The sequence below is a fragment of the Stappia sp. genome (genome assembly GCF_048261845.1).
Taxonomy (GTDB): domain Bacteria; phylum Pseudomonadota; class Alphaproteobacteria; order Rhizobiales; family Stappiaceae; genus Stappia.
Window position 1 is genome coordinate 1 of sequence record NZ_JBLXFR010000132.1, and the last position, 5032, is coordinate 5032.

The following is a 5032-nucleotide window of genomic DNA, read 5'->3' on the forward strand; positions in this document are numbered from 1 at the left end:
TGCTGACCAAACCACTGGGGAGCGGCGTGATCATGGCCGCCGAGATGCGCGGGCTGGCCCGTGGCGCCTGGGTGGCGTCGGCAATAGACGCAATGCTGCAGGGCCAGGGCGAGGCATCGCGCCTCCTTGCGGGCGCACACGCGATGACCGATGTCACCGGCTTCGGCCTGGGCGGTCACCTGCTCGGCATCTGCGAGGCCTCGGGCACCGGCGCGGAGATCGACCTTGGCGCGCTGCCGGTGATGGACGGCGCGGCTCCACTACAAAGCGATGGCATAAACTCGACACTGTTTCCGCAGAACGCCGCGCTCGTGCCGGGAATTGCGCCAGAGGGCATTGCTGCCATCCTGTTCGACCCGCAGACCGCCGGTGGCCTATTGGCTTCGGTTGCCGCCAATGCGGCAGATGACATCCTGGCCGGGCTGATCAAGGCCGGGTATCCCGCCCGGATTATCGGGCGCATGACCGAAGATGCAGGTCAGATCATGACGCGCGGCGGATAGGTGAAACCCTCCACCGCTTCCACGATCTCTTGTGCCGCCGCTTCCAGCCCCTCGCTGTCGAGGCTGCGCGCGCGAACCTGTGCGCGACGATTGCGCCGGGTCGCGCCGCGCGAGGTATCGTAGGCCGGGTCGTAATGCTGCTCGGCCAGCGCGCGCACCAGGCCCGCGCGATCGCCCTTGCGGATCATCTCGAGCCAGCCGTCGACGATCTCATGTCCGCGAAAGCGCCGCAGGTGCGACAGGCGCTCGGCCATCCTCTCGCCATCGGCAAGGATGTCGGCATAGGCGCGCTGCAAGTAGGCGGTGCGCGCCTCGATCGGGACCGTGACCTCGCCCCGCGGCGCGGTCTTCATCAGCGCCCAGAGATTGCGCGGGATGATGATGTTCCCAATCTTGCTCGACTCCCCTTCAACCAGCGTGATCTTCGCTGGATCGAGGGCCAGCAGGCGCGCGGCAAGGCGGCTTTCGAACATTTTCTGGCTCGGTTGCCCCTCATCCCGCGCGCCCAGAAGCGACCCTCGGTGATTGGCAAGTCCCTCGAGGTCGATCACCTGCATTCCCAGCCGCTCCAGATGCACCAGGATCTCGGTCTTGGCGGTACCGGTATAACCGTCGAGCACGGCAATCCGATGCGTCAGGGCGGTTTCGTAGAGCATCGCGTGAACGAGACGCCGGTAGGCCTGATACCCGCCCTCGATGGTCTCGGCGCGCCAGCCGATCTGGCTCAGCATCCATCCGAATGCGCCCGACCGCTGACCCCCTCGCCAGCAATAGACCAAAGGCCGCCAGCCGCCGTCGCGGTCACGCAGCGGCCCGGCGATATGGGCGGCGGCGTTGCGGAACACCTTGGCGGCGCCGATCTTGCGGGCGAGGAACTGGCTTTGCCGGACGTAGATCGTGCCGACCTCGGCGCGCTCGTCGTTGTCGAGAACCGGTAGGTTTATGGCGCCCGGCAGGTGATCCTCGGCGAATTCGGCCGGGCTGCGAACGTCGATAACGGTGTCGAAACCGTGGTCCATGAGACTGGACAGGTCTTTGAACGCGCGTGCCATGCGCGAAGTCTCTAGCGCGTCGGCGGCGGCGGTGAAAGGGGCTTGCCGCCTGCGCGCGCGTTGTATGAAGCGTTCGGTCCGCGTCGGAATCGCGGTTTCGGCTGAAACCCGCGGTCATCTCAGGGCGTTGGCCTTCCACCCTGCCGCACCCGCTTGACTTTTGCGACTGGTTCGCATTTGCATAAGGCGCATCGAATGGAGAGACCACGTAGCATGACCCCTTTTTCCCGCCTTTTCACCACGGCCGTGCTGGCTCTCGCGCTTGGGCTACCCGGCACCGGCTGGGCGAAGGAAAAGCTGAAGGTGGTAACAACCTTCACCGTTCTGGCCGACATGGCCCGCAACGTCGCCGGCGATGCCGCCGAGGTCGTATCGGTGACAAAGCCCGGTGCAGAGATCCACGGCTACCAGCCGACGCCTCGTGATATCGTCGGCGCCCATGATGCCGACCTGATCCTGTGGAACGGACTCAACCTCGAACTCTGGTTCGAGCAGTTCTTCCATAATCTCGGCGAGATTCCCGTCGCCGTGCTTTCCGACGGGATAGAGCCGATCGACATCGCCGAGGGCAGCTATTCGGGCAAACCGAACCCGCATGCCTGGATGGGCCTCGACAACGCGCTGGTGTACATCGACAACATCCGCGAGGCGCTTAGCGCCCAGGACCCCGATAATGCCGAGACCTACGCAAACAACGCCCGAGAGTATGGTGATCGCCTGCGTGCCACGATCGAGCCGTTGCGCGACGCGCTGCGCGACATTCCCGAAGAGCGGCGCTGGCTGGTAACCTGCGAAGGCGCCTTCAGCTATCTTGCCCGGGACTTCGGTTTAAGGGAACTCTATCTCTGGCCGATCAACGCCGACCAGGTCGGCACGCCGCAACAGGTGCGCGCGGTCATCGACGGAGTTCGCGCCAATGACATTCCCGCGGTCTTTTGCGAAAGCACCGTCAGCTCTGCCCCGGCTCAACAAGTCGCGCGCGAAACCGGCGCGGTCTTTGGCGGCGAGCTTTACGTCGACAGCCTGTCCGAGGCGGACGGGCCAGTGCCCACCTACCTTGACCTGCTGCGCGTCACCTCCGAGACCATCGTGCGCGGATTGACCGGCACGGAGGAGCAGGGATGATGCGCCACTCTGCGTTAGAAACCCCGGGCACGGGCGATCCCTGGGATGCGGAGGCCATCGGCGGCGGCATCCACGCCCGCGATGTTACGGTGACCTATCGCAATGGTCATACCGCGCTTTTCGACGCCAGCTTCGACATTCCGCGCGGCACGGTGACCGCGCTGGTCGGGGTGAACGGCGCCGGGAAATCGACCCTGTTCAAGGCGATCATGGGCTTCGTGCCCGCAGCCAGCGGCGAGATTCGCCTGCTGGGGCGTAGCGTCAAACAGGCATTGCGCGACAACCTCGTCGCCTATGTGCCGCAAGCCGAAGAGGTGGACTGGGCCTTTCCCGTACTTGTCGAAGACGTGGTGATGATGGGCCGCTTCGGCCACATGGGCCTGTTGCGGCGCGCCCGCGCCGCCGATCACGCGGCCGTCGCCGAAGCGCTGGACCGCGTCAACATGAGCGATTACCGCGACCGCCAGATCGGAGAGCTTTCCGGCGGCCAGCGCAAGCGCGTCTTCCTCGCGCGTGCGCTGGCTCAGGAAGGACAGGTAATCCTGCTGGACGAGCCTTTCACTGGGGTCGACGTGAAGACCGAAGAGCAAATCGTTACGCTGTTGCGCGAATTGCGCGCCGAGGGCCGTGTCATGCTGGTTTCGACCCACAACCTTGGCTCGGTCCCCGAATTCTGCGACCGCACGATCCTCGTCAAGGGCACGGTCCTCGCGCATGGCCGGACCGAAGAGGTATTCACCCGCGCCAATCTCGAGGCGGCCTTCGGCGGCGTGCTGCGCCACGTGTCCCTTGGCGGCGATGTGCTGCACGACGACGACGATCCGCGCGCGATCACCATCCTTACCGACGACGAGCGCCCCTTCGTTCAATACGGCGACCTTACCCACCGGCAAAGCGACGATGGAGAGCCGGACGGCACGGGAGGCCGCGAATGAGCGCTTTGCTCGAGCCGTTCGGATACGGCTACATGGTCAACGCGATCTGGGTTTCGGCGCTGGTGGGCGGCGTCTGCGCTTTCCTGTCGGCGTACCTGATGCTCAAGGGCTGGTCGCTGATCGGCGACGCGCTGTCCCACTCGGTCGTGCCGGGTGTCGCCGGAGCCTACATGCTGGGTCTTCCCTTCGCGCTTGGGGCCTTCGTCGCCGGGGGGCTGGCCGCGGGGGCGATGCTGTTCCTGTCGGACCGGTCGGGGCTGAAGGTGGACGTGGTAATCGGGCTGATCTTCACCAGTTTCTTCGGCCTTGGGCTGTTCCTGGTTTCGATCAACCCGATGGCGATCTCGATCCAGACGATTACCATGGGCAATATCCTGGCCATCACGCCCGGCGACACGCTGCAACTGGCGATCATCGGCTTCGTCTCGCTTGCCGTGCTGCTTGCACGCTGGAAGGACCTGATGGTCACATTCTTCGACGAGAATCACGCGCGTTCGATCGGCTTGCGGCCCGACTTTCTGAAAGCGGTGTTCTTCGTGTTGCTGTCGGCATCGATCGTGGCGGCGATGCAGACCGTCGGCGCCTTCCTCGTCATCGCGATGGTGGTGACGCCGGGCGCCACTGCCTACCTCTTGTGCGACCGTTTCGACCGGCTGATCTGGATCTCGGTTGCCATCGGCACCGTGACAAGCGCGATCGGCGCTTACATCAGCTATTTCCTCGACGGCGCAACCGGCGGCGTGATCGTTCTGCTGCAAACCGGTCTGTTCCTGGCGACTTTCCTTTTCGCGCCCAAGCACGGGATGCTGGCCGGGCGCGCCCGCGCTGCCGAGGCCCTGGCCCGCGGGCGCGCCCGCAGCAGCGTGCAGGGAGAGCGGCCATGATCGAGAGCCTGCTTCTGCCGTTCCAGTTTCCTTTCATGCAGAATGCCTTTCTCATCTGCCTGATCGTGGCACCACCGACGGCGCTGTTGTCCTGCTTTCTCGTGCTCAAGGGCTGGGCATTGATGGGCGACGCGATCAGTCACGCGGTCCTGCCGGGTATCGTACTGGCCTACATCGCCGGCATCCCGCTGATCGTCGGAGCCTTTGCCGCCGGCATGGGCTGCGCGGTGCTGACCGGCTACCTGGCCAACAACAGCCGGGTGAAACAGGACACCGTCATGGGCGTCGTCTTCTCGGGCATGTTCGCGCTTGGCATCGTGCTCTACACCTCGATCGAGACGGATGCGCATCTTGATCACATCCTTTTCGGCAACATGCTGGGTGTCGGCACCGGCGACCTTTGGACCGCGGGGCTGATCGCGCTGGTGGTCAGCGCCCTCTTGTTGCTGAAATGGCGTGACCTGCTGCTTCACGCCTTTGACCCCGGGCAGGCCCGCGCCTCGGGTCTGCCGGTGGAGTGGCTGCATTACGGC

At 64.9% G+C, this 5032-nt stretch carries 6 protein-coding genes; 5 read left to right on the plus strand and 1 reads right to left on the minus strand.

Annotated features, from left to right (window positions below):
* Window positions 1-32 precede the first annotated feature (32 nt).
* On the plus strand, window positions 33-503 hold the full coding sequence (locus ACN0T5_RS21815; RefSeq protein WP_417770708.1) for an AIR synthase-related protein: 471 nt from the start codon (window positions 33-35) through the stop codon (window positions 501-503).
* Here the strand turns inward: ACN0T5_RS21815 and mnmH are convergent.
* Window positions 479-1555 carry a tRNA 2-selenouridine(34) synthase MnmH gene (gene mnmH / locus ACN0T5_RS21820; RefSeq protein WP_417770709.1) on the minus strand — a complete coding sequence of 359 codons (1077 nt, stop codon included), beginning with the start codon at window positions 1553-1555 and terminating at the stop codon, window positions 479-481. The two genes, ACN0T5_RS21815 and mnmH, sit on opposite strands and share 25 nt — an antisense overlap.
* A 213-nt stretch (window positions 1556-1768) precedes the next feature.
* Between mnmH and ACN0T5_RS21825 the strand changes: the two genes are divergently transcribed.
* The 4 genes from ACN0T5_RS21825 to ACN0T5_RS21840 all read left to right on the plus strand — a co-directional run.
* Window positions 1769-2680, plus strand: coding sequence for a metal ABC transporter substrate-binding protein (locus ACN0T5_RS21825; RefSeq protein WP_417770710.1), 912 nt, complete (start codon window positions 1769-1771; stop codon window positions 2678-2680).
* Window positions 2677-3615: a manganese/iron ABC transporter ATP-binding protein gene (locus ACN0T5_RS21830; protein WP_417770711.1), complete on the plus strand. Its 939-nt coding sequence runs from the start codon at window positions 2677-2679 to the stop codon at window positions 3613-3615. Before ACN0T5_RS21825 ends, ACN0T5_RS21830 begins: the two co-directional genes overlap by 4 nt.
* Entirely contained in the window at window positions 3612-4499 is an 888-nt protein-coding gene (locus ACN0T5_RS21835; RefSeq protein WP_417770712.1) for a metal ABC transporter permease, read from the plus strand. Before ACN0T5_RS21830 ends, ACN0T5_RS21835 begins: the two co-directional genes overlap by 4 nt.
* On the plus strand, window positions 4496-5032 hold a 537-nt coding region (locus ACN0T5_RS21840), incomplete at its 3' end, for a metal ABC transporter permease (protein WP_417770713.1). The genes ACN0T5_RS21835 and ACN0T5_RS21840, both read left to right, overlap by 4 nt.

Bases quoted from the DNA above. Each gene is read 5' to 3' on its own strand.
- ACN0T5_RS21815 (WP_417770708.1), top strand. From the start codon at position 33: ATGGCCGCCGAGATGCGCGGGCTGGCCCGTGGCGCCTGGGTGGCGTCG.
- mnmH (WP_417770709.1), bottom strand. From the start codon at position 1,555: ATGGCACGCGCGTTCAAAGACCTGTCCAGTCTCATGGACCACGGTTTC.
- ACN0T5_RS21825 (WP_417770710.1), top strand. From the start codon at position 1,769: ATGACCCCTTTTTCCCGCCTTTTCACCACGGCCGTGCTGGCTCTCGCG.
- ACN0T5_RS21830 (WP_417770711.1), top strand. From the start codon at position 2,677: ATGATGCGCCACTCTGCGTTAGAAACCCCGGGCACGGGCGATCCCTGG.
- ACN0T5_RS21835 (WP_417770712.1), top strand. From the start codon at position 3,612: ATGAGCGCTTTGCTCGAGCCGTTCGGATACGGCTACATGGTCAACGCG.